This window comes from Acetobacter sicerae (genome assembly GCF_011516765.1).
In the GTDB taxonomy this organism is placed as follows: domain Bacteria; phylum Pseudomonadota; class Alphaproteobacteria; order Acetobacterales; family Acetobacteraceae; genus Acetobacter; species Acetobacter sicerae.
In genome coordinates this window covers 291,595-313,138 of record NZ_JAAABN010000003.1, presented here as the reverse complement: position 1 = coordinate 313,138, position 21,544 = coordinate 291,595, and the positions used below count along the sequence as shown (strand labels likewise).

Here is a 21,544-nt window from a genome sequence, read left to right as displayed (position 1 = left end):
CGAAGCCATGCTGACAGGAGAGCCAGCACCTGTCGCCAAGGGCCCGGGTGACAAGGTGACGGGCGGAACCATCAACGGCACCGGCAGCCTGCTGATGACGGCCGAGGCCGTCGGCTCGGACACAATGCTGGCCCGGATCGTCAGCATGGTAGCGGCCGCCCAGCGTACGCGCGCACCGATCCAGGCGGTGGCGGACCGGGTCTCCGGCTGGTTCGTGCCGCTGGTCGTGCTTGTGTCCCTGCTGACCTTCGTTGTCTGGCTTCTGGTCGGTCCGCAACCGCGCTTCGGACACGCACTGCTGAACGCCATTGCGGTCCTGGTGATCGCCTGTCCGTGCGCGCTGGGCCTGGCCACTCCGATGTCGATCATGGTCGGCATGGGACGCGGGGCGCGAGCTGGCGTGCTGGTTCGCAACGCCGAGGCCCTGCAGGCACTGGATACGGTCGATACGCTGGTGATCGACAAGACCGGCACCGTAACGGAAGGCAAGCCCCGGCTGATCGCGACCGAAACATCAGGTGCATGGGATTCCAGCATCGTCCTGCGACTGGCGGCATCACTGGAAACACAATCCGAGCATCCGCTGGCCCAGGCGCTGGTCGCCGCGATGACGGAGCAGGGCCTTCAGGCCGCGCCGGTCGGGGATTTCGCGTCTCAGACCGGCCTGGGCGTGACCGGCACCGTGGACGGGCATGCCGTCGTCGTCGGAAACCAGGCCCAGATGCGGCAGCAGGGCATCGATGCGTCGGCATTGATCCCTGTCGCGGACACCCACCGGGCGGAGGGCGCGGGCGTCATGTTCGTCGGCATCGACGGACAGGCCGCTGGGTTGCTGGTCGTGGCCGATCCGCTGAAGACCGACGCGAAGGAGACCATCGCGGCACTGCACGCAGCCGGCATGCGGATCGTGATGCTGACGGGTGACAATGCCCGGACTGCGGAAGTCGTGGCCCGGCAGGCGGGAATCGACGAGGTACATGCCGACCTCAAACCCGAGGATAAGGCCGCGATCATTCGTGACATGCAACAGAAGGGAGCCCGTGTCGCCATGGCGGGCGACGGCGTCAACGACGCGCCGGCCCTGGCCACCGCCGATATCGGAATCGCCATGGGCACAGGCACCGATGTCGCCATCGAAAGCGCCGGGATGACACTGGCACAAGGCAGCCTCGCCGGACTGGTACGCGCCCGCCGCCTGGCACAGGCGACGATGCGCAACATCCGGCAGAATCTGGCATTTTCTTTCCTGTTCAATGGGATCGGCATCCCACTTGCCGCAGGCGTACTGTATCCCGTCTTTGGCCTTACGCTGTCGCCCATGTTCGCGGGAGGCGCGATGGCCCTGTCATCCCTGGCCGTCGTGACAAACGCACTGCGGCTCAATGCCCTGAGACTTCGGTGAAAGCAGATTGCCTATTTCGTTCAGAAGGCAATGCCTATCCGGGGCCCGCTTGCAGAGGTCGACCAGGAAGACATCCGGTGACTGCTGCGCCAAGCTATGCTCTCTTAATTCGGCAACAGGAAAGTCGTCTAGGTTCCATGTGACGATTATCGGCGCGTCTGCCTCGATCGCGGTCGCGGCGACGGGACGGTCATCAGGATCGAGCAACGTATATGGTCGGAATTGCTGTTCGTAAGTAAGCTTCCGGTGTGAGACGCCTTGTGGATTTTATGGTGTGGTGATGTGTTCTGTTCATGACAGAGCGATCAGAACAGAATGATGCTTGTGTCGCAGCGACATTCGCTGCGACACAAGCATCGCGAGCCCTTCATCCGGTTATTGAAATTGTTGGCGAACGGCGCCGGGCCTATGATGACGCGTTCAGACGTCGGGTTGTGCTGGCTTCTTATGAAACTGGTCAGTCAGTCCGTGCTGTTGCGCGCCAGTTTGGTGTCCACGTCAGCGTCGTTTACCGATGGCGTCAGAGACTGGATTTCGTAAACCCGTCTGCGAAAGAGCAGCTTTCTTTTGTGCCGGTTCATATGACATCCCCTGTTGAAGGGCTGGGAGGAGACCAGTCCTGCGGGAGTGGACATGAAGCCAGCATTCTTTTTCCTGGTGGCGAGAAGCTGATGGTTGACAGCCGGATCGCGATTGAAGATCTGAGGAAACTCCTTCAGGTTTTACGCTCATGATCCCTCTTCCCTCTGGTCTGAAGATATGGCTGGCGGCAGGTGCGACAGACATGCGCCTTGGCATGCCCGGTCTGGCGCTGAGGGTTCAACAGTTTCTGGGGAGAGACCCCTATGCTGGTGATGTTTTTGTCTTTCGTGGCCGACGCGGCGATCTGGTGAAACTGATCTGGCATGACGGGATTGGAGTGTCCCTCTATGCAAAACGGATTGAACGTGGGTATTTCATCTGGCCCTCGGCAAAGGACGGGGCCATCCATCTGAGTGCGTCACAATTAAGTTGTCTGCTCGAAGGGATCGACTGGCGTAATCCGCAGAAAACATGGCGACCTGAACTGGCGGGGTAACAAAAAGGGGATCGTGATCCATAGTCCTGTACCCTTTTGAACGGTTTTGTGCTGAACTGTTTTTCATGACGGGAAGCATGGATGACATAACGGCCTTACGTGCGGCACTTGCCGCCGCCGAGACGCGTGCCCGTGCTGCCGAAACCCGGGCCACAGACGCTGAAGCCCGAGCAGTCAGCGCTGAAGCGCAGATTACCCATCTTAAACATCTTATTGCACGGATGCGTCAGGACCGCTTCGGGACGTCATCGGAACGGGGACGGCGCCTGCTGGACCAGCTGGAACTTGAGCTGGAAACAACGCAAGCCGAAGACACGTTCGAAAATGCGGCGGACCTCGCTGTCCGTGCAACAGCACCGCGGAATAACCGGGGGCGGCAGCCCTTACCCGCCGACCTGCCACGCGAACGGATGGTTCTTCCTGCGCCAACACAGTGTCCGTGCTGTGGCGGGATGCGCCTGAGCAAACTGGGCGAAAGTATCACTGAGACGCTGGAAGTGATCCCACGCCAGTTCAAAGTCATCCAGACGGTGCGGGAGAAGTTCACCTGTCGGGATTGCGAGAGCATTACCCAGCCACCAGCGCCTTTCTACCCGATCTCACGGGGGCGTGCAGGGCCAGAACTGCTGGCGGGCATTCTGTGCGACAAGTATCTCCAGCATCTGCCGCTGAACAGGCAGAGTGATGCCTTTGCACGCGAAGGGATTGATCTCGACACGTCAACGTTAGCCGACTGGGTGGGAGCCTGCACAGCGACCCTGGCCCCTCTGAACGCGCTGATCCGGGTCCATGTGCTGGCAGCTGGTCGTCTGCATGCGGATGACACCACCGTGCCCGTGCTGGCGAAGGGCCGAACACGCACCGGTCGATTGTGGAATTATGTGCGCGACGATCACCCCTTTGGAGGCACAGCACCGCCAGCCGTGTGGTTCCGTTATTCACGGGACCGCAAGGGCGAACATCCTGTCGATCATCTTTCGGGCTGGACGGGGATCGTGCAATCCGATGCCTATGCCGGATATAACGCTCTGACAAAACCGGGCCGTCAGCCTGCACCTGTCGTGTCTGCAGGATGCTGGGCGCACGGACGAAGGGGGCTGTTCAAAATCGCGGAGAAGGACAAGGCCCCGCTGGCGATAGAGGCAGTGCGCCGCATCGACGCCATCTTCGAGGCTGAACGTGTGATAAACGGCACCCCAGACCAGCATCGGCTCGCGGTCCGTCAGGAAAGCAGTGCTCCCATGGTAGAGGACCTGTTCATGTGGATGCGTGACACGTGCCAACGCATGTCATCAAAAAATCCCATTGCACAGGCCATGAGCTATTTTCTCAGACGACCTGATATGTTCACACGGTTTCTACATGATGGGCGCATCTGTCTCACAAATAACGCCGCAGAGCGTGCGCTCCGTGGGATAGCCCTCGGCAGAAAAGCCTGGTTATTCGCCGGGTCAGACCGGGGCGGAGAACGCGCTGCCGCCATGTATTCCCTGATCGTCACCGCCCGTCTGAACCTTGTCGATCCCAAAGCATGACTCGCAGATGTCCTCGCCCGTATCAACGATATGCCAAATCCACGCCTCCATGAACTCCTGCCATGGCACTGGAAAACCCTTCACCACAGCAATAATACCATCAAAGCCTGATTACGCCCGCGGCTCTCTCCGGATGCTTACGTTCGTAACCGGTTACTGTCGCCTTCGGCAGCGCGGCGTTCATGAGTTGCTTCGTAGTCGCCAAGCGTTCGGCCGAAAGGTCCGGCGTGTTGGCCAGAAGGTTTCGTATCCACTCGTCATGAATCGCGTCGGTCCACCGCGCATCGACCGTCCGCCGCCGCCTGGACGACGATGTTCCTAAGGTGAAACGGGTAGAGGATACAGGCGTCGTAGATTGCGACAACGGGACTAAATGCCATAATGGAGATGGAGATTCTCGGAGTCGGCGGCCAAATCCTCCATGGCCTTCTGCCGAACATCGAGTTCCGTATTCAACGCCAGCACGTCCTTGAGCGACGCGCGGCGGTGCTTGCCGATATAGCGGAACGGAAGGTCGCCGCGATCCATCCGCAGTACGACGAGCGGTCGGGAGATACCGAGGATGGTGGACGCCTCGGTGGGGCTTAATTCCTGATCTTCCGAAAGGACCGCCACCCGCTCGCCGTTGAGCAGGTGGTCGATCAATGCCTCGACGGCACTGGCTGCCGCCGGCGGCAAGGACATGGTCTGATCCTGCCCGTTCCGGCGCCGGACATGCAACTCGAAACGATCGCCTTCTACCAGCTTCGGCAGAGGGGCGACCTTCTTGCGGTCCTGGTCGGACAGACCGGCGAACGTGACGACGTGGCTTGCCACGACGGGTTCTCCTACGCATCCAGTCGCGTGCGCCCTTAACTGCAATAACTGAAACCGGTCGGCGAGGTATTCCGGCCGCAAGTGGTCTTTGGTCCCCCCGATGCCGTCACGCTGCCAGCCCCTCAGCCCGGCCCGCCTTCTTCGCTCCATCCAACAGCAAAGCGATCTTGTCGCAGGTGCGGCTAACGGCCAACTTCAGGGCTTCGTCGATATGCACGTAGCCTTGGGTCACGCTTTGCGCGGCGTGGCCGAGAAGCGCCCTGATCGTTAATTCGGAGAAGCCGAGATCACCTGCGACGCTGCCGAAGGTGTGCCGCAGAGTATGTGGCGTGACATCCTCGATGCCGACCGAAGCGCAGAGTCTCTCAAGGCAGGCTTTCGCCGCTGTATAATGTCCTTCACTGATATCGGACGGGAAGACATATGGCGACTCCTTACGGATCGGCTGGTTCTGAAGAACCTGCATTGCGGCCGGTCCGATGGCTCGAATCTGGGCGCCGCTCTTGGTGTCGGCGAAGTCGATATAGCCGCCCTCGGGACGAACCCATGCGCGCCGCATCCCTTGCGCTTCGGAAATTCGGAAGCCGGTCAGTAGCAGGAAGCGTACGATTGCTAGTGCGATCGGGTTTTCACCGTTACGCTCAGCATGTCGCATGGCGTCGCCGAGCTTCCCAATTTCGAGGATATTCAGCCTCCGCTGCTTTTTCTTTCCCGCAAGCCGTCGCGCGCCTTGGCAGGGATGAGTAGCAATCTTATCAAGGCGCGCAGCGTGACCGAGGATACTTTGCAGAGTCGAAACCGCTCGCGAGGCAACACCTGGGCCGCCCGTCGTGGCGCCGCCTCGCTTGGTGCTGCGGGGCTTGGCCGTCTTGCCGGCCACAATGTCGGCCTGCATTCCCTCTATATCAACCACTTTCAGCGAGCGAACGAGCCTCTTGCCGAGAAGCGGTTTGACGTGTGTCTCGATTCGGCTCTTATCCATCGCGAGCGTCGAGGCTTTGATCGGCCGGTTCCGACGTCCGATGATCCGCCCGGCCGCAGCTTCTTGGAGATACCAGTCGCAAAGGGCGGCGACCGTGATTGCCTTATGCACCTCGACCTCTGCTGCCGGGTCTTTTCCGTGAGCGAGCAGGCCCAGCTTGATCTTCGCAAGATCACGGGCTTGTTCGACGGTGATGGCTCCGAATCGACCAAGCGCAATGCGACGGCTGCGATCGTCGGCATTGCGATATTGCAAGATAAAGGTCTTCAAGCCAGAGGGAATGATTCTGGCACCGAATCCTCGCAACTCGCTGTCCCAAAGGAACGCTTGCCCTTGCTTTGGAGCCTTCAGGGCATCGACAGCCCGTTTCGTCAATTTCGCCATGGGGCTTCCCCGTCACCGTGCTTCCTGCTTACATTATCGGGGGTAGCGACAGAATGTAAGCATTTTGTAAGCAGATGGTCGAAAACCGGAGCAAATCCGAGCGCATTACGGAGTAGGAGATTTCATGTAATATGTTGTTTTATAGTAAATTATGGGAGTCAGGCGCACCCCGGCGTATGGTTCTGCCAATTTTGCCAAGGTTGGGGTCGTGGGTTCGAATCCCATCGCCCGCTCCAGTTTTCTTCGGGAATACTGGAGCGCTGAGATGAGTAATTCATCTCTTCTGTCGGATACAACAAGCATACAATTTAAAAGTTGCTTTTAAGCTTGGTTCAGCAGGCTTATCAGGACATCGCCTTTCAGAAAAAGGCGACTCCCAAAAACTGTCCAGTTTTACCAGGCCTGTTTCGGAATAGCGCCTGACACAAACGGCGCTATCACCCCGTTTGTGTCAGGTCACGCCATCTTCACGCTGGCGCGGTCAGATCCACGACGCCAACGCGCCCGTCTTCCGTCCCATATCCGAGAATGCAACCGTCCGCGCTGAAAGACAGCGCCGTGACAGAGCCGCCTCCGGCGGAGCATACGGGCAGAACCCGCTCCGATGACTGATCCATCATCAGAACCGTGCCGTCAGCAAATCCCGCCACGACAACGTCCTGCTGAGGGTGTGTCGCCACCCGTGTACACAGCACGCCCGGAATGCCCGGCAGTTCAGAAGGCGGTTTGCCCATCGGACCACCGTTGAAGAACGGCCACAGGATTACGCTGTCCGCTCCGCTGGTCGCCAGCCACTTGCCATTTCTGGTGAACGCCAGCGACATTACCTTGGTCGGGTAGCCGCTCATCCGCATGTTGTGTCCATCGGACAGACGCCAGCCATGCAGGTCATTTTCCTGCATGGAGGTAATCAGCGCCTCACCTGCGGGATGGATCGCAATGCCGATATGGCTGCCTTTCCACTCGTAAACCTTCGCTGTGCTGTCCTTGGAATTCACGAACCACATGGAAGCGCCATTATAGTGTGATGCGGCAATCCGCTTGCCTTTTGCATCAAATACGATGCCGGAAACCGTCGAAGGATGTTCCAGCGTGCGCAGAGCGGTCGCGCCATCGGCTCCGCGAAGATGCACCTCCTTGCCGGAAGCAAATGCGATGGTCCCCTTACGGCCATCACTCCAGCAGGCCACATGCTCAATCCAGCGACGGGCCTTCGCCAGTTCCTCGACAGCGCCGCCAACTGTGCGCTTCAGACGACAGTCCTCACCACCGGACAGAAAGCCTGAACCCGTCACATCCGGAGACAGCGCCAGAACCGGCCCGTCATGAGCCTGCACCGTGGTCCACGTCGCCGTATCGCGGATCGTTTCACGAGGAGCAATCAGCAGATCCCCCTCCCCTGTGGCGAATGCGAAACTGCTATTGTCGCGTGACGCGCAGCAGGCGGTGATATGTCCTTCGACAGCCTGTTCCGCTCCCCGTTCCGCAACAATGCCGGAGAGAGTCGCCTTATCGCTCATCCTGATCCCTTTCACGAATGCTTATATGAAAAGGCCATTCAGGCCCGGCAGCTTTCAAAACCACGACGCAGCCGCGGACGATTCAGGTTGCGCCCGATGAACACCAGCCGGGATTCCTTCTTTTCACCCTCTTTCCATGGGCCGATGAAATCGCCATCCGCCATCATGTGAACCGCCTGGAACGCATAACGGTCGTTATGTCCAGCGAAGTTCAGAATACCTTTTGACCGGAGAATATCCGCGCCCTGCTCCTGCAACAGAGCGCTGATCCAGGCATGGAAACGGGCCTCGTCAATCGGCTCGCTGACCGGGAAGGACATGCTGGTCACGCCTTCCTCATGGGAATGCTCGGTGTTTTCCAGAAAGTCCGGCTCATATTCCAGCGCACGCTGAAGATCGAAGCCGCCCTGATCGAGCACATCCGTAAGCGGAACATTGCCGCGCACAGCAGGATGAATCTTCACATAGGCGTTGATCTGACGGATCTTCGCTTCGATTTCAGCAAGCTTCGCTTCATCCACAAGATCGGTCTTGTTGAGGATGATCACATCCGCAAAGGCGATCTGATGCACGGCTTCCGGGCTTTCTTCCAGCGTCTGAAGCACGTTGTAGGCATCCACCACGGTCACGACGGCGTCGAGACGGGTCTTGTCCCGCACCTCTTCATCCACGAAGAAGGTCTGCGCGACCGGCGCAGGGTCGGCCAGTCCGGTGGTCTCGACGATGATACCGTCGAATTTCGCACGACGCTTCATCAGACTGCCGAGAATACGGATCAGATCACCGCGCACCGTGCAGCAGATGCAGCCGTTGTTCATCTCGAACACTTCCTCGTCGGCATCGACGACGAGGTCGTTATCAACACCAAGTTCTCCGAACTCGTTGATGACGACGGCATATTTCCGGCCATGTTCCGCCGTGAGGATATGGTTGAGCAGCGTGGTCTTTCCCGCGCCGAGAAAGCCCGTCAGCACCGTGACCGGCACCTGATCCTTCGACCTGTCCTGTGTTTCCGACATGACCTGCTCCTTCTCCTGCATGCAAACCGGCGTGCCTGTCTGCCCGCACCGTTATCATTGCCTGATGGAACATATAGGCCCGCCATTCCCACAGGGCAAAGAGGACAGCAGGGAACAGATCTGAGAAAGACTGTTTCTGTTTCCGCTTCCACACTCACCCGGAAGAATCAGCAGAAGTTTTGGGGCGTCGCCTTTTTTCAAAAAAGCGACATTCCCTGAAGCTTTCTGAAAAAGCTTCATCACAAACTTCATTATTGAAGAAATCGCTTTCTAGAACAGGTTTCTCAGCACACCGGGCAACAGGATGGTCAGCGGACTGACTGCAAAATCCGGCTTGTCGATCCTGCCCTGCAGCGAGAATTTCACAGCCAGCAGCCCGCCGCCTTTTTCCGGCGACAGGAGCTTGCCCAGAGCCGGGATCTCTCCGGGAATGGTATTGATCGCGAAAGCTGGCACGATGGTGCCCGACAGGTCGAGCGTCCCCCTGTCGAGATTGACGGGCCCCTCCAGCGTGGCCCCGAGCGCGCCGTTACCGGCACGACCGTCATGGATATGCATCACGCCATCCGCGAACGTCACCGGCATCTCGAAGCGCGTCACCTCGAATCTGGACGTGTCTTTCGAATTGAGCCAGCCATAGATCGACAGGCTTCTCGCCACCAGAAGCGCACCCGGCGCATGCTGAATGGTGAAGGGAGACAGCTTCAGCTGTCCCCGGAAGGGCGCGGTCGCCTTTGTATCGTCAAACCGGCCTTCGAACTGCGCGTGTCCCCCCACCACCATATCCGTGACGGCAAGACGCCTCAGTAGCGCGCCAAAGTCAGGAACATCCGCTGTCATCCGGCGGCTGTTGCCGAGCGGCAGGATCTCTGCCTTCGCCGCCGTGGGCTCCGTAATGGAGAGCTTCATTCTGTCCACACGCACACCATTATGGTCGATGAAGGCTTTCACGCCTCCGAGCGTGCGGTCATGACGATAATAAAGCTGGTCCGCCGTCACATCGATCAGCCAGGGGCGACCCGGCGGACCCTGCACACGCCCGCTGGCGGCTTGAGGCACATGCAGGCTCGTCGACTGGACGGGCGCTTTTTCCTCCGGCGGCCCTTCCACCAGAGGACTGAGATCAAGCGTATGGGCCCGCACCTTGACCGACACCGGCTGCACGGGGCGCGAAGGCATCGTCAGAGTGGCCGATCCGGTCGAGCGGCCGATCTGGAAGGCGGGGATCACCAGTTCGGGCGACTGCCCCGCCGGAAAATGCGCCTCCCCGCTGACATTCAGGTCCGGTCCCTTTGCGCGAATCCCCGTCGCGGCGACGACACTCCCTCCATCAAGCAGAAGATCGGCATGCACCGTCGCCGGACGACCCGTCGCCTTGTTCCAGAGCGGAATATGCACCCCGGCGTCAGCCAGATCGAGATCAAGGACCAGCCGGTCATGCGCCTCTTTTATGGCGGCGTAATCGACTTTCATCTCGCCCCGTCCCGACATGTAATCCGCAACGGGAATGCCTGCGGCCGCGGCGTTGTCGGGCGTCAGATGCAGATTGGTCACAATATGATCGATCACCTGCCCTTTCGACGCCCGATCGAACAGAATCTCTCCCTTTACATCCGCCGGAATGTGACTGAACGCGCCTTTGCCCACGAACTTCATGCCGTGCATGGTCACATCGGAGTCCAGCGCGCCATCGCTCACGCCTCTGCCCATCGCGACACGCTCAAGGCTGACATGGGTCAGATGCGCATGACCCTCGAGAGTCATGTCGTCCGTCGAGACTTTCGCAACCAGCGGCAGGGTGAGAGTGAAATTTACCACGCCATAGCCCTGCGGGTGCGTGAACGGCAGCGGATGACGCGACAGGACATGCAGTCTGGGCTCGGACAGCAGCGCCACATGATCGCGCAGATCTCCGGCCAGCCCGACCGTAATGGTGCCGGTCTGATCCTTCTTGTCGAGGTCGCTGATGATCATGCCACCGGGCAGCGCGGTCAGACGACCGCTTCCCGCCACCCCGACACTCTTCACCGTCCGGGTCGTGGGCTGCCAGCCGTTTTTGAAAGACAGCGTCAGCGTGCTCAGGCTGGTTGCATCCAGATGTGCGTCAACATCATGCAGTGGCGCAATCGGTCGCAGCCAGTGAATGTCCATCCCCTCGCCATCGAGACCTCCGGAGATACCGGTTACCGTCGATGAACCGCCGGCAGCGTCCGGACCGATCTTCAGGTGGACCTGCGTATTTCTGACCGTGCCAGCCGTGATGTTGCGTCCGACCCAGCGTCGCGCGCCCTTCGCGGCGTTCACCGGCCAGTATTTGCCGATTTCCGTGAAGGGCACTGACGTCAGCGCAAGATCGACGCCACCACTCATGAGACCGGCATTCTCAACATTTCCCCAGTCGATAGCTCCGCTGGCTGTCAATCGGGGTGGCGGAAGCAGTTCGACGGCGGGCTGTGGCTGTGGCGTCGCCACCTTCGTCGCACCCTTGGCCTTGCCCTTTCTGGTCGTTGCTTTTTTCGCGCCACGTTTTTTAACGACCGGCACACTGGGAGGAGCGACCATCACCGGCGGAGGGGGAGGCGCTGTCACGCTCCCTGCCGGCGCGGGCGGCGCGGGCGGCGCCGGCGGCGCACGCAACTGCACGGACAGAGCCTGCAGATCCAGATGCGCCGGCCAGCCAGCAGCCGTCTGCTTCCCGAACGTCATATGCAGCGCCGCATCACCTTCAGCAGGGTACAGCGTGGAACCGGCGGCATCGACCTCGCCGGTCCCGAGAGTCACATTCACCAGCGCATCGTCAGGCAGCATGTACCATGCCCGTCCCGCCGATGTCAGCGTGATGTCTCCCGTCAGTCCCACAGGCGCTCTGACAGCAGCCAGACCGGGCGCGAAGCTGGCGAAGCCGGAGGGCGTCAGAGGATCAAGCGCGACATGCCAGCGTAATGTTCCATCCGGCGTCACTGCTCCCTGCGCGGCCAGATGCGCCGTGACCGGAGCACCCGCATCCTCGCTCGTCGCCCCGACCGTAACGGAACCCACCAGCCCGTGCCGGTGCTTCACCACGACCGGCGTCAGCGTGGCGTCCAGAGGATCGACGGTCCAGGTTCGATGGTCATGGTCATCGACCAGAACCACATGCGTCCCGGCAAGCGTCAGTCGTCGCAGATGCCGAACGTCAATATCAGGAAAACCGCCCTTGCCGCCGGAAGAGGCTCCGGGGAGATCGAGATCGACATCACCCTGCGCATCCCGCCGCAGGGCGATGTGCGCGCCGGTCACACGAAAATCGGTAACGGAAAGACGTCCGTGAAAAAGCGGAAAGGCGTCCAGCGCAATGGCCCCGGCGTCGATCCGGTCGGCCACCCTGCCGGTCGCGTCGAGAATGGTGACATCACGGAGCTCCAGCAGCACCGGCGAGCCGAACCCGTCACGCAGTCCGGTCCAGCGGAGAGAGGCGTGCCCGATATCCAGACGTCCTCTGGGGGGCAGCCCCCTGCCACCTCCCACGATCTTGACCGGCAGGGCGAGCCTGAGCAACGGAGAGATATTGACCGGCCCCACCATCATGGCGGCCATGACCCCCCCAGCGACCAGCAGCGGCGCGCCCATTAGAGCGGTCGCCGTCCACATCGCGCCTTTCAGAAAACGCCTGCCCGTAGCAGGTTTTCGGGGGGGCTGCGCAGGCTCCCCCTGATCGGACGAAGACCCTTCACGCATCGTCCCATTCTGAGCTTCGTCTTGACCGGACCCGTCCATCACCGCCACCCTGTCTGTCCGATCATTCCGTAAAGCTCATGTCGCGACGCACCTCTTCTTCCCCAATCCGCACCCAGACGGACCGCAAGCCCCCAGAAAAAGGGGCAATGCGTCCAAACGATGGCATGCCGCAAGAGGTTCCGCCCTCCGCCGCCAGATCTGCCGAGCGCTCCGGGGGCGCAGGCTGGCGGGGACGCAGACGCACGGCGTCCTGGCCTGATCTTGCATGGCCGAATCCTGCCGACCCGGACGCTCTGGCGCGGTTTCTGGAAGACCTCGCCGAGCGCTGGCAGGAGGCCGGCCTCGACCCTGCCCTGCTGGACAAGCCCGGCGTGCCCGCCCTGCTGGCGGCCATGGGCGGCAACAGCCCCTACCTGACCGAACTCGCGCTGCGCAGTCCCGCCGATTTCGCGGCCCTGCTGCTCGAAGGACCGGACAGCTTTGCCGATTCCATCTTCGCCAGGATCGACGCCCTGCCGCCGGAGATCGATCACGACGCGCTGGCCCGCGCCATGCGCGACGCCAAGAACCGGATCGCCCTGACCTGTGCGCTGGCTGATATCGGCGATTTCTGGTCGCTGGAAACCGTCACGCAGACGCTGTCGCGCCTTGCCGAAAGCACTCTCGATGCGGCGGTCAGGCATCTGCTGCGCTCCGCTTACGACAGGGGACGGCTTTCCCTGAAAGATCCGGCCCGCCCCACACGCGGGAGTGGTTACGTCGTTCTGGCGATGGGGAAACTCGGAGCGCGGGAACTGAACTTCTCCTCGGACATCGACCTCGTCGTGCTTTTTGACGCGGACCTTCATGCGGACCCCGATACGGCCCGGCAGACTTTCATCCGCATGACTAGCGACCTTGTCCGCCTCATGGAAGCGCGTGACGCGAATGGCTACGTTTTCCGGACCGATCTGCGCCTGCGCCCCGATCCCTCCGCAACCCCCCTCGCCGTCTCGCTTCCCGCCGCCATCGCCTATTACGAGAGTCTGGGCCAGACATGGGAGCGCGCCGCCATGACCAAGGCGCGGCCTGTCGCGGGAAACATCCGGCTTGGGCGTGATTTTCTGACCGCCATCCATCCCTTTGTCTGGCGGCGTCATCTCGATTTCGCCCTGATCGACGACATTCACGTCATGAAGGCCAAGATCGACCAGCACCGCAAACCGGGCCGCTCGGGACTGGCGAAGATGGCTGATTCGACGCTGACCAACCCGGAAGACGGCGTCGGCTGGCTGCTCGGCCATAACGTCAAGCTCGGAGAAGGCGGCATCCGTGAGATCGAGTTCGTCGCGCAGGCGATGCAGCTTGTCTGGGGCGGACGGACACCGAGCCTGCGCGATCCGACCACACTCGGCGCGCTGCGCACCCTCACGCGCTCCGGTCATATGCCACGGGAGGAGGCCGAAACTCTCGCCCGCGCCTATCGCCTGCTGCGGATTGTCGAGCATCGGGTGCAGATGCGCGCCGACCAGCAGACCCATCAGCTTCCGGATACGGAGGAACGGTTCAACGCTCTGGCGATCTTCCTCGGCTACGGCAGCGCGGGCGACTTTGCGCTGGACCTGCTGCCGCAGATGCGGGCGGCGCGGCGGATCTTCGAGAAACATTTCAGCACGCCCACCCGCGAGATCCGTCCCGAGGAAGCGCTGCTCGATCTCGGCTCGGATGAACTGCCCGCCCGCCTCGGGGAACTCGGGTTTCCGCAGGACGGCTGTGACGACGCCGCGACGATCCTCAGTCACTGGGCCGGCAACAGCCGCCGGGCGCTCCGCTCGGATCGCGCCCACGCGCTGCTGCGGGGCCTGATGTCGGACCTCCTCGCCAGCTTCATCGCCCGGCGCGACCCGCTGGCCTGCCTGCGTCACTTCGACACGCTTCTCTCGCGTCAGCGGGCGGGAGTGCAGCTGCTCTCGCTGCTGGAACGCAACCCCGCACTGATCGACCGGATCGCGGCGATTTTCGACGCCTCACCCTTCCTCGCCAACCATCTGGCGGACAGCCCGTCCGCGCTGGAAGGTCTGCTGGAGCTTCAGGAGGAAGAGGAGGACAATCTTCCCCCGGCAGCCACTTTCGCGCCGGAACAGATCCGCCTTCTGGCGGCGGAAAAGCCCGATTCCGAGCTGCTGGTCACCCGTCTGCGCCCTGTCGTGCGCGCCGAGGAGTTCCGTCTTTCCGTCGCCCGGCTGGAAGGGCGTCTTGACGAGGATACGGCGGCACAGGAACGCACGGATGTGGCGGATGCTGTGATGACAGCGCTGCTCGACAGCGTGTTCCGGGCGCACCGTGCGCGTCATGGCAGGGTCGAAGGCGGCGGCATCGCGGTCATCGCGCTGGGCAAGGCCGGATCACGTGAGATGATGGCCGGGTCCGACCTTGATCTGATGATGATCTTTGACCACCCCGAGCATGTGACCGAAAGCACGGCGCTTCCCAAGGGCGGCGGCCGCACCTTGACCGTGTCACAATATTATCTCCGGCTGGCGCACAGCTTTATCGGCGCTCTGACCGCGCCGGACTCCGAAGGTCCGCTTTATCCGGTGGACATGCGTCTGCGTCCGTCGGGCGCGGCAGGTCCGGTCGCGGTGTCCCTCTCCGCTTTCCGTCGTTATCACGCGGAAGAGTCATGGACATGGGAGCGCATGGCGCTGACACGGGCGCGGCTTGTCACCACCACAGGGGAAAGCGGCGTCCGGACCCGTCTGAAAAAATCCCTGCGCGAGGACATCGAGGCGGCGCTGTCTCCGGACGCCCGTCGCACGGCGGAGAAAGTCAGGGAAGACGCCGCCGCCATGCGAAGCCGCCTCGCCCGCGACCTGCCTCCCTCCAGCCCGTGGGACGTCAAACGGCGACCGGGCGGACTGATGGAAGTGGAGTTCATCGCACAGGCTCTTCAGCTGACATCGACGTCTGCACGGGTGCGTTCTCCGGTGACTTCACAGGCCTTTGAACTGCTGGCCAAAGCCCGGCTGCTGTCTGCGGAACAGGCGACCATCCTGCTTGAAGCCGATGAACGATGGAGAAGTCTGCAAAGCGTCCTCAGATTACTGTGCGGACCGAAACCACCTGTCGATCCGGCGCAGGAACTGCCCGCGGCCACGCTGGACCTTCTCTGCCGGACGATGGATGTGCCGGGGGTTTCGACCCTGCGGGAGGAAATCGAAGGGCTGGCGGACATCGTGCGTGCGTTATTCACGAAACTGATCGGTCCTGTCGCTGACCCGAACTGAGGCCGTTACGAACGCCCTGCGTCTGTGAATCTGGTTGCGACCGCCCGTGCTCTGAGGCAGGCTTGCCGCATGAGCACAGATTCCATCAAAGTGGGCGATAAAGCCCCTGATTTCACTCTTGAAGCCAGCAGGGGCCGTACGGTTTCGAGCGCCGATCTTTCGGGCAAACCCTACCTGCTCTACTTCTACCCGAAAGCGGACACGCCCGGCTGCACCACACAGGCCTGCGGCATTCAGGAAGCGCTTCCCGCGCTTGGAAAGCTGGATCTCACGGTGATTGGCGTCAGCCCTGACCCTGTGGCCAAGATCGACAAGTTCGCGGACAAATACGGTCTGGAGTTTCCTCTGGCCAGCGATCCTGACCACAGACTGGCCGACCAGTACGGCACATGGGTTGAGAAATCGATGTACGGACGGACCTATTTCGGCATGGAGCGTAGCTCTTTCCTTGTCGGCGCTGATGGCCGGATCAAGGCGCTGTGGCGCAAGGTGAAGCCTGCCGAGCATGTCGCGCTGGTTGAAGCTGCGGCGAAGGATCTGCACGGATAAGAGGCCCCGAAGAAGGAAGCGGGCCATTACGCGGTTTTCATGTCGTCGTGTGGCAATGGCAATGAATTCGCCCACAATTCGCCATGAAAACCGGTTTTCATGTGTCTCATAAAAGGACAACGAGTCTGGCTTTCACGCCCCGCTCATGATCCGGGACACATGACATGAACAAGTATCTTCGCTCTCTCGTCGCTATCCCTGCCCTGATCGGCCTTGTCGGCGGATCCGTGGCGCTCCCTGCCTATGCGCATGCCCAGCCCTGGGGCGGCGGCCCGCGTGGCGGATGGGGCGGTGGTGGCCCCCGTGGTGGTTGGGGCGGGGGTCCTGGCCGCGACTGGCGTCATCATGGCAGGTGGGGCGGCGGCGCTGTCGCAGGCGGGATTATCGGCGGCATGGCTCTGGGTGCTGTCGCCGGGATGGCGATGGCGAACTCACCGCCTCCCCCACGTGTGGTCTACGCACCACCTCCGCCGCCTGTTTATGTGGCCCCTGCTCCTTACGCGGTCGTGCCCGCCGCCCCGGTCTATGGTTCCTATTACGGCGGCTGGTAACAGCGTCTTCCATCCCACCAGGCATGACTTTTGGCCCGAGGCTTTGCTGCCCGGGCTTTTTTTATGTCCTGTTTTTAGGTCGTGGCGGGCCAGGAAACACGGTGCGAAATTGGCAGGCTTATCAGGGAGCTTCATCCTGAAATCGGCAAAGCAAGGGCACTGTTTTTCTTCCGATGTTCATGTCAGGCCAGTCAGGCTGAAAGTGATCATCGGTTCTTCCCTCGCCTCAGGTAGAATCCATGACCGCTTTTCATGGACAGCCAAGCATACAGATTATGAGACACCTCAATGGCCGAAAAATATATTGTAAATATTCTTTTCGTATAAAACGTACTTTCAATACTCCCCGCTTTCTTGAAAATTAAATGTTCACAAAACCATGAATTTGTCGTAATGTTTCGCCGTGCAGAGAAAAATACAAAGAGAAAAACTAAAAATCGCATGAAGTGAAACAGGATTTCATAATGCAATCCCTTCTGCACATTCCCTGAAGTGGGTAAAGGCGCTCTGAAATCCGGCAGTCAGGGTGTTTCTATCGGATCCGACTTCAATAGAGGACTTCGGCCACACAGCATTACAAAAGTGAGGCCGGGCTGCTCACTGAGGGAACTTTTCCACCCCGAAAAGATTTTCCTCTTTCCAGCAACGTCATCATGGAGACCACACGCTTGAGCACGACAAACAGCACAGGGCCATCCCTGTCATCTGTCTTGAAATCGATTCAGATTTCACCAAATGCTGACAAAACCCTATGGATCGCAACCATCGTGGCCGCCATCTGCGGCGGCCTCTATGGATACGATACAGGTATCATTTCCGGTGCGCTTCTGCTGATCAAGCAGGACTTCAACCTCTCCATCACCCAGCAGGAGTGGGTGGCGTCCGCCATCCTGGCCGGAGCCGCTGTCGGAGCCATTGGTTTCGGCTGGTCCTCTGAAAAGTTCGGTCGCCGGGCCACCGTCATTTTTGTGACGGCGATCTTTGTCATGGGCTCGATCGCCTGTGCGCTGGCACCAAGCGTAAACCTGCTGATTACCGCACGATTTTTCCTTGGACTGGCCGTCGGCGGCTCCACGCAGGTCGTCCCGACCTACATCTCAGAGCTGGCTCCCCCAAAAAGACGCGGCAATCTCGTCACCCTGTTCAATGTGGCGATCGGCGTCGGAATTCTTCTCGCCAACATTGCCGGACTCATGATGCGCGACGAGTGGGGCTGGCGGCCGATGGTGGCGGCTGCGGCAATCCCGGCGGCCTTCGTTTTCATCGTGATGTTCTTCCTGCCGAAAAGCCCGCGCTGGACCGCTCGCAATGAAGGTCTGGACGTCGCGGCCGAGCAGCTTGGACGTATCCGCACCACGCGTGAGAGCGTTCAGAAAGAAGTTCGGGAAATTCACTCGAACATGCAGAAGATCGACACCACGGAGCGGGGCTGGAAAGGCCTGATGCTTCCCTGGGTTCGTCCTGCGGTGATTGCGGCTCTCGGTGTCGCCTTCTTCACGCAGGCCGGCGGTCTCGAGATGATGATCTACTATACCCCGACCTTTCTGACCGATGCCGGTTTCGGTCCGCAATGGTCGCTCTGGGCCAGCCTTGGCGTGGCGATCGTCTACTGCGTCATGACCCTGCTTGGCTGCCTGTTCGTCGACCGGATTGGTCGTCGTCGCCTGATGCTGATCATGGGACCCGGCGCAGTGCTCAGCCTTGTCGGTCTGGGAATCTGCTTCGCACTGCATCCGGCTCCCGGCAGCATCGGCAGCTTCGCCGTTCTCGCCTTCCTGCTGCTGTTCATGCTGTTCAATTCCGGCGGCATTCAGGTTGTCGGCTGGCTGACCGGCGCAGAAATGTTCCCGCTCCCGATGCGCGGCGCTGCGACCAGCGCCCATGCTGCGGTTCTCTGGGGCAGCAATCTCGTTGTCACGGCCACCACGCTGGAACTGGTTCAGACCCTGACACTCGGCGGCACCATGTGGTTCTATGCTGGCGTCAATCTGGTCAGTGTCATCTTTGTCTTTCTGCTGGTTCCAGAAACCGCTGGCGCCTCGCTTGAAGACATTGAGACGACACTTCGTCAGGGCACTTTCCGTCCGAAAATTGGCGAGAGCCCGAGGATTATCGATAATCTCTGACAGACTTTCTCCGGCCTGAGTCGGAGGCAGATCCGGGCTTCAGCCCTTCTCATGACGCTGTTCCGGCCAAAAGCTGGAACAGCGTTTTCTGTTGGCCATTCAGCATCAGATTTCTGCAATCTTGATCGCAACGCCTTTTGTGGCATTTTAGGTATTGTTATATTATAACATAACATCGTATGGAGAGCTGAAATCAGCCAGTTACGGATGCTCAATGAACCGCCCTGTCCATCCCGTTACCTTTCTGCTTGTCGCCAGCCCTTTGCTGTTTTCGCGACACGTCCTCACGCCTGCCCATGCCGCTGAGACGGGAACGACGACCGTCACGCCATCCGCTACCGCACAGTCCCCGGCCAAGCCAGCGCCGGTCAAGGCGGTGACGGCGACCCGTGACGAGCACATCATCGTCACAGCCCATCTGGACAAGCAGAGAGCCAGTCTTCAGCCTTCCACAGGGGCGAGCGTTTATCATTTTACCCGTGCGGATATCGAAAGAATTCCCGGCGGCGACAATGCCCCTCTAAACGCCGTTCTGTTGCAGGCGCCGGGCGTGGCGCAGGACAGCTATGGACAGATCCATATTCGTGGAGACCATAACGAGGTGCAGTTCCGCCTTGATGGCGTAGCGCTTCCGGAAGGTCTGAGCGTCTTCGGGCAGACACTCATGACCCGTTTCGCACACTCAATGTCCCTGACGACGGGCGCATTGCCCAGCGAATACGGATTTCTACAGGCAGGCGTGATCGATATCACGACCAAGAACGGCACGTCGGACAGTGGTGGTAACGCCTCCATCTATGGCGGCGCTCGTGATTATTTCTTTCCTTCCCTGCAATATGGCGGACATTCCGGGAAATGGGACTACTTCGCGACAGCGGATTTCGTGCATAACCGCGTCGGCATCGAAAACCCCACACCGGATTTCAACGCGATCCACGATCTGAGCAATCAGTATCACTTTCTTGGGCATCTGCGTTACACGGCTGACGAAAATACACGCATCAGCTTCATCGCCGGCGTGTCGAACGCTCAGTATGAGCTTCCGAACAATCCCGGCCAGCAGCGCCAGTTTGCCAATCCGTCCTTCCTGAACAGCGCTCTTTCCCAGCAGGTGTACGGCAGCGTGGACAGCGCATCCCTGCATGAGCAGCAGAAAGAAATCACTGATTTCGGGATGCTGTCTCTTCAGAAGGAAATGGGAAAAATCAGTCTGCAGACTTCAGCGATCGCACGTTACAGTTCTCTGGGATACTCTCCTGATCCGCTCGGAGATCTTGTCTATAACGGCATTGCCCAGCACGCCCAGCGTTCGGTCTTTTCATCAGGCAATCAGACCGATCTCACATGGCGCGCCGCACCGAAGCACACAGTCAGATTCGGTTTTCAGGCTTATGTAGAAAGAACGATTTCAAAATCTGACGCCACTGTCTACACACAGAGCGGCACAGATGACGACGGCAACGCGGAATTCAATGGTCTGACACAGTCAATTCATGACGGCACAGGTCGCACCGGCTGGATTTACGGGTTGTATGCGCAGGATGAATGGCGTCCCTTCAAGAACCTGACCATCAATTACGGTCTGCGCTTCGACGGTGTGGATGAATACACCCACTCCAAACAGGTCAGCCCCAGAATCAACATTGTCTGGACACCATGGAGAGGCGGCACTTTCCACGCCGGTTATTCCCGCTACTTCACACCACCACCGTTTGAACTGGTCGGCGGAACGCAGCTGAATAAATATGCAAACACATCCGGTGCGCCACCGAATTTCCAGAACACGATGGTCAAGGCCGAACGCGATCATTATTTCGACGCCGGTTTCGCGCAGGAAATTCTGCCTCACTGGCACGCGTCTTTCGACGCCTATGTCAAACTGGCGCGCAACATGATCGACGAGGGACAGTTCGGGTCTCCCATCATTCTGTCCGCGTTCAATTACAAGCGTGGTCAGGTCAACGGCTATGAGGTGACCACCGATTATTCACGTGGCCCGTTCACTGTTTACGGCAACTTCTCATGGTCACGCGCCATTGGAAAAAACATCGTGTCCGCGCAGTGGAATATGGCGCCTGACGACCTCGCCTATATCAGCAATCACTGGGTGCATGTTGACCATGACCAGCGCTGGACGGCGTCCGCTGGAGGAAGCTACACGGCATTCCGCAAGACCGGTCATCCGTTGCGCCTGTCAGCAACAATGGTTTACGGCAGTGGTCTTCGCGAAGATTCAGTGATCCCCAATGGCGCATCCGTGCCGCAATATGTCACTTTCAATCTTGGACTGGTCCAGTCGTTCGACAACCTGTTCCATACATCGTTCCTGAAACGGACCGAACTGCGACTGGATGTCACCAACCTCTTTGACCGTCGCTACATGCTTCGCAGCGGATCTGGCATTGGCGTCGGAGCGCCTCAGTACGGGCTCAGACGGACGATCCTGACAGGTATTTCGCAGAGGTTCTGAGAAAGCAGGCAGGGCTCTTCCCTGCACCCGGAAGGGATCACAGATCCCTTCACCCATTCATTTCAACAGGTCGGGATCAAAGGGACTGTGTCCCTTTGTGGGGCTCGGGGCAAAGCCCTGAAAAGCCTG

The 21,544-nt window shown here is 60.1% G+C and carries 13 protein-coding genes and 1 pseudogene; 9 read left to right on the top strand and 5 right to left on the bottom strand.

All coding sequences use genetic code 11. From position 1 onward, the window contains the following. From GVI59_RS05590 to tnpC, 4 genes and pseudogenes are all read left to right on the top strand, one after another. Nucleotides 1-1,402, top strand: a 1,402-nt coding sequence (locus GVI59_RS05590; protein ID WP_173573300.1) for a heavy metal translocating P-type ATPase, incomplete at its 5' end; no start/stop codon positions are given. A gap of 293 nt (nucleotides 1,403-1,695) precedes the next feature. After that, a complete protein-coding gene (gene tnpA, locus GVI59_RS05585) occupies nucleotides 1,696-2,136 on the top strand; it encodes an IS66-like element accessory protein TnpA (RefSeq protein ID WP_010515588.1) in 441 nt (146 codons plus the stop codon). After that, on the top strand, nucleotides 2,133-2,480 hold the full coding sequence (tnpB, locus tag GVI59_RS05580; protein WP_010515587.1) for an IS66 family insertion sequence element accessory protein TnpB: 348 nt from the start codon (nucleotides 2,133-2,135) through the stop codon (nucleotides 2,478-2,480). The genes tnpA and tnpB overlap by 4 nt, the downstream gene beginning before the upstream one ends. A gap of 65 nt (nucleotides 2,481-2,545) precedes the next feature. After that, nucleotides 2,546-4,126 (top strand): annotated as a pseudogene (tnpC, locus tag GVI59_RS05575) (IS66 family transposase). Nucleotides 4,127-4,384: 258 nt separating this feature from the next. On the opposite strand, the gene GVI59_RS05570 reads toward tnpC, so the two are convergent. From GVI59_RS05570 to GVI59_RS05550, 5 genes are all read right to left on the bottom strand, one after another. Further along, nucleotides 4,385-4,831 (bottom strand): helix-turn-helix domain-containing protein, encoded by a 447-nt coding sequence (locus GVI59_RS05570; protein ID WP_029329636.1) that lies wholly within the window; start codon nucleotides 4,829-4,831, stop codon nucleotides 4,385-4,387. Between the two features lie 106 nt (nucleotides 4,832-4,937). Continuing rightward, nucleotides 4,938-6,197 carry a tyrosine-type recombinase/integrase gene (locus GVI59_RS05565; RefSeq protein ID WP_010515582.1) on the bottom strand — a complete coding sequence of 420 codons (1,260 nt, stop codon included), beginning with the start codon at nucleotides 6,195-6,197 and terminating at the stop codon, nucleotides 4,938-4,940. A 467-nt stretch (nucleotides 6,198-6,664) separates the two neighbouring features. Further along, a complete protein-coding gene (locus tag GVI59_RS05560; protein ID WP_173573299.1) occupies nucleotides 6,665-7,717 on the bottom strand; it encodes a WD40 repeat domain-containing protein in 1,053 nt (350 codons plus the stop codon). A 38-nt stretch (nucleotides 7,718-7,755) separates the two neighbouring features. Next, a complete protein-coding gene (locus GVI59_RS05555) occupies nucleotides 7,756-8,736 on the bottom strand; it encodes a CobW family GTP-binding protein (protein ID WP_173573298.1) in 981 nt (326 codons plus the stop codon). A 270-nt stretch (nucleotides 8,737-9,006) separates the two neighbouring features. Continuing rightward, complete coding sequence (locus GVI59_RS05550; protein WP_173573297.1) at nucleotides 9,007-12,453, bottom strand: AsmA-like C-terminal region-containing protein; 3,447 nt, start codon at nucleotides 12,451-12,453, stop codon at nucleotides 9,007-9,009. Between the two features lie 146 nt (nucleotides 12,454-12,599). On the opposite strand from GVI59_RS05550, the gene GVI59_RS05545 reads away from it, so the two are divergent. The 5 genes from GVI59_RS05545 to GVI59_RS05525 all read left to right on the top strand — a co-directional run bounded on the left by GVI59_RS05545 (nucleotide 12,600) and on the right by GVI59_RS05525 (nucleotide 21,415). Continuing rightward, nucleotides 12,600-15,719 carry a bifunctional [glutamine synthetase] adenylyltransferase/[glutamine synthetase]-adenylyl-L-tyrosine phosphorylase gene (locus GVI59_RS05545; protein WP_173573296.1) on the top strand — a complete coding sequence of 1,040 codons (3,120 nt, stop codon included), beginning with the start codon at nucleotides 12,600-12,602 and terminating at the stop codon, nucleotides 15,717-15,719. 69 nt (nucleotides 15,720-15,788) lie between these two features. Next, nucleotides 15,789-16,268 (top strand): thioredoxin-dependent thiol peroxidase, encoded by a 480-nt coding sequence (gene bcp / locus GVI59_RS05540; protein WP_173573295.1) that lies wholly within the window; start codon nucleotides 15,789-15,791, stop codon nucleotides 16,266-16,268. A 164-nt stretch (nucleotides 16,269-16,432) separates the two neighbouring features. Further along, nucleotides 16,433-16,819: a hypothetical protein gene (locus tag GVI59_RS05535; protein ID WP_173573294.1), complete on the top strand. Its 387-nt coding sequence runs from the start codon at nucleotides 16,433-16,435 to the stop codon at nucleotides 16,817-16,819. 668 nt (nucleotides 16,820-17,487) lie between these two features. Beyond that, nucleotides 17,488-18,945 (top strand): sugar porter family MFS transporter, encoded by a 1,458-nt coding sequence (locus GVI59_RS05530; RefSeq protein WP_408736604.1) that lies wholly within the window; start codon nucleotides 17,488-17,490, stop codon nucleotides 18,943-18,945. Nucleotides 18,946-19,159: 214 nt separating this feature from the next. Then, complete coding sequence (locus tag GVI59_RS05525) at nucleotides 19,160-21,415, top strand: TonB-dependent receptor (protein ID WP_173573292.1); 2,256 nt, start codon at nucleotides 19,160-19,162, stop codon at nucleotides 21,413-21,415. Nucleotides 21,416-21,544: the final 129 nt, after the last annotated feature.